Here is a 3120-nt window from a genome sequence, read left to right as displayed (position 1 = left end):
AGGTACACATACGCATGTGCAAACCCATGACGAGCGAATCATGCCTCAGGGAACAGCTTATGTGACCGATGTTGGGATGGTCGGAGGACGAGACGGTATTCTGGGGATGGAACGTCAGGCTGTGCTGCAGAAATTCAAGACAGGACTACCTGTTCGCTTCACGGCAGATGAAGGCAAGTGGCAATTCCACGCTGTTCTGATTGATATGGATGAAGAGACAGGGCTCTCGAAGAAGATTGAGCTGGTTCGTCGATTCGAGACAGAAATGGTGTGGGAGTAGCTCATAGATGAACCTCCTGGGACATAAGGAATGAATTCCAACTAACCCGAATAGAGTTAGTAGTGGAATCAATCCAACATTCCCGAGGAGGTACAATTTCATGGATGTATTAAAAGTTTCAGCAAAATCAAACCCCAACTCCGTTGCAGGGGCGTTAGCGGGCGTACTGCGTGAACGCGGGGGGGCCGAACTTCAGGCAATCGGCGCCGGAGCGCTTAACCAGGCCATTAAAGCGGTAGCGATTGCTAGAGGATTCGTCGCACCAAGCGGAGTGGACTTGATCTGCATCCCGGCCTTTACCGACATCGTTATTGATGGCGAAGATCGGACGGCGATCAAACTTATTGTCGAGCCCCGCTGAGCGAATCGCACTTCAAGTCCGTTCCGTACATATAGGGTCAGGGATGACGATTGATTTCCACATGCTTAGGCGGTAAGCGCGTATTGCGTTTCATATATAGAATGGAAAAGACGTCGTGAAGACGTTTTTCTTTTGTCTGGGGTTATTTTGTCTGGGGCGAACTTACATGGGCTCTGCTACTATCTTGGAGGTGCTTAGGATGCATGTAATCGATGCGCATTGCGATGTATTGAGTAAGTTGCTACTTAACCCGGGATTGGATTTCGCAGATGATACATCTGGATTGGAAGTAACATTGCCGAGACTACAGAAGTCGAATGTGATGATGCAATGGATGGCGATCTGGTTACCAGACCAGCAGGGGAGCGCGGATTTCAATGAAGTATTGCGATGCATCGATCGGTATGATACGCATATCGCCAAGTATGCAGAGATAGGTCTCGTTCGAACCCGTGGAGATCTCGCCAGATTCGCTGCGGAAGGTCGGATTGGCACATTACTGACTCTGGAAGGAGCTGACGCACTCGCGGGCAATGTGGGCCGTTTGAACACGTTGTACAAGCTTGGAGTTCGTTCGTTGGGTATCACATGGAATTACGCGAACTGGGCCGCAGATGGGGTGTTGGAGCCTCGTCAGGGCGGATTTACATTGAAAGGAAGAAAGCTTGTTAAAGAATGCAATAGACTGGGTATACTGGTAGATGCCTCTCATTTATGCGAACGGGCTTTTTGGGAGTTAGCCGAGCTAACGGAGCGACCCTTTCTTGCATCGCACTCGAATGCATTCAGTGTATGTAGTCACCCTCGCAATTTGAAGGACGACCAGATTGAACACATGATTCGTGGCCGGGGGATGATGGGATTGAATTTCTATCCTCCCTTTTTAATGGAAGGCACTCCAGTTACAATCGATCACTTCATCCTACATGTGGAACGGATGTGTGAGTTAGGCGGAGCATTGCATATAGGGCTTGGCTCTGATTTTGATGGGATAGGTAGTTGGGTTCCTGGATTGGAACATTCGGGCTGTTTCGATAACCTGATGAATGCACTGCTGAAACGATATACACCATCACAAGTGGAACGATTTATGTATCGTAATTGGTACGAGTTCCTGGAGCGGGAGTTGACAGAATAACCGGATCAGGGCAATTGAAAACGAAATGAGAATACTATAAAATAAATCAATCTAAAATTGATATGGATTCAATCGAAAATAACTATGTTTCCATAGGGGCGAATATCCTTGCTTTTTGACGGTTGAAGTCATAAAATTTGGATGATATAAGAATGTTAAGATTTTGTGACGCCTCAAGAATGTCGTTCAGGACTCAGTTTAAAGGAGTGGAATTTGTGATTAGTCAATTGTCATGGAAGATCGGCGGACAACAAGGGGAAGGTGTGGAAAGTACGGACCGGATTTTTTCGACCGCGCTTAACCGCTTAGGGTATTATTTGTACGGATACCGTCATTTCTCATCGAGAATCAAGGGCGGACATACGAATAATAAAATCCGCATCAGCACCAAGCCTATGCGAGCCATTTCCGACGACTTGGATATTCTGGTAGCGTTTGACCAAGAAAGTATTGATTTGAATGTGCATGAACTTCGTCCAGGCGGCGTTGTCGTAGCTGACGCGAAGTTTAACCCGACAATACCGGAAGGTGTCGACGCTCGATTGTTCCCAGTACCGATCACAGCGATCGCAGAAGAATTGGGAACTTCCTTAATGAAGAACATGGTTGCTTCTGGTGCATCGTGGGCATTGCTTGGCCTGCCACTGGAAGTTTTCAATAAAGCAGTAGAAGAAGAGTTCGGACGGAAGGGTCCAGCTGTTGTCGAGAAGAACGTAGATGCCGTTGCCAAAGGCGCTAACTTCGTCTTGGATCTTGCTGGCGGACCTTTGAAAGATTTCGAATTGGCCCCTGCAGACGGGGAACAGAAGTTGTTCATGATCGGTAACGATGCAATTGGGCTTGGTGCGATCGCCGCAGGCTGTCGCTTCATGCCAGCTTACCCGATCACTCCAGCTTCCGAGATTATGGAATATTTGATTAAGAGACTTCCTAAATTCGGTGGAACCGTTATTCAGACCGAAGACGAGATTGCAGCTGTCACGATGGCAATCGGCGCTAACTATGGCGGTGTACGTACATTGACCGCTTCTGCTGGCCCTGGTCTATCTCTGATGATGGAAGCGATTGGCTTGTCTGGAATAACTGAAACTCCAGTTGTCATTATTGACACACAGCGTGGAGGACCATCTACAGGATTGCCAACGAAGCAAGAACAAAGTGATTTGAACGCTATGATCTATGGTACACATGGTGAAATTCCTAAGGTCGTAATTGCACCTAGTACAATTGAAGAATGCTTCTACGATATGATAGAGGCATTCAACGTTGCGGAACAATACCAAGTGCCGGTCATCGTAATGACTGACTTGCAGCTTTCTCTTGGGAAGCAGTCCTCTGATC

4 protein-coding genes are annotated in these 3120 nt (G+C 47.5%); all 4 read left to right on the top strand.

Translation table 11 applies throughout. From position 1 onward, the window contains the following. Positions 1-280 (top strand): YmdB family metallophosphoesterase (locus AC1DWB_RS32800; RefSeq protein WP_477545289.1); only part of this gene is annotated, 280 nt, incomplete at its 5' end. 100 nt (positions 281-380) lie between these two features. Continuing rightward, positions 381-641 (top strand): stage V sporulation protein S, encoded by a 261-nt coding sequence (locus tag AC1DWB_RS32795; protein ID WP_006036664.1) that lies wholly within the window; start codon positions 381-383, stop codon positions 639-641. A 199-nt stretch (positions 642-840) separates the two neighbouring features. Further along, the gene (locus AC1DWB_RS32790) at positions 841-1779 is read left to right on the top strand and encodes a dipeptidase (protein WP_477545288.1); all 939 of its coding nucleotides are present in this window, start codon (positions 841-843) and stop codon (positions 1777-1779) included. 215 nt (positions 1780-1994) lie between these two features. Beyond that, positions 1995-3120 (top strand): 2-oxoacid:acceptor oxidoreductase subunit alpha (locus AC1DWB_RS32785; protein ID WP_477545287.1); only part of this gene is annotated, 1126 nt, incomplete at its 3' end.

It is taken from the genome of Paenibacillus sp. P4_E11, from assembly GCF_056401635.1.
Note: the sequence above shows the minus strand (reverse complement) of the source record. Positions and strands in the feature narration are given on the sequence as shown.

Excerpts from the sequence above, each read along its gene's own strand:
- AC1DWB_RS32795 (WP_006036664.1), top strand. The coding sequence starts at position 381 with ATGGATGTATTAAAAGTTTCAGCAAAATCAAACCCCAACTCCGTTGCA.
- AC1DWB_RS32790 (WP_477545288.1), top strand. The coding sequence starts at position 841 with ATGCATGTAATCGATGCGCATTGCGATGTATTGAGTAAGTTGCTACTT.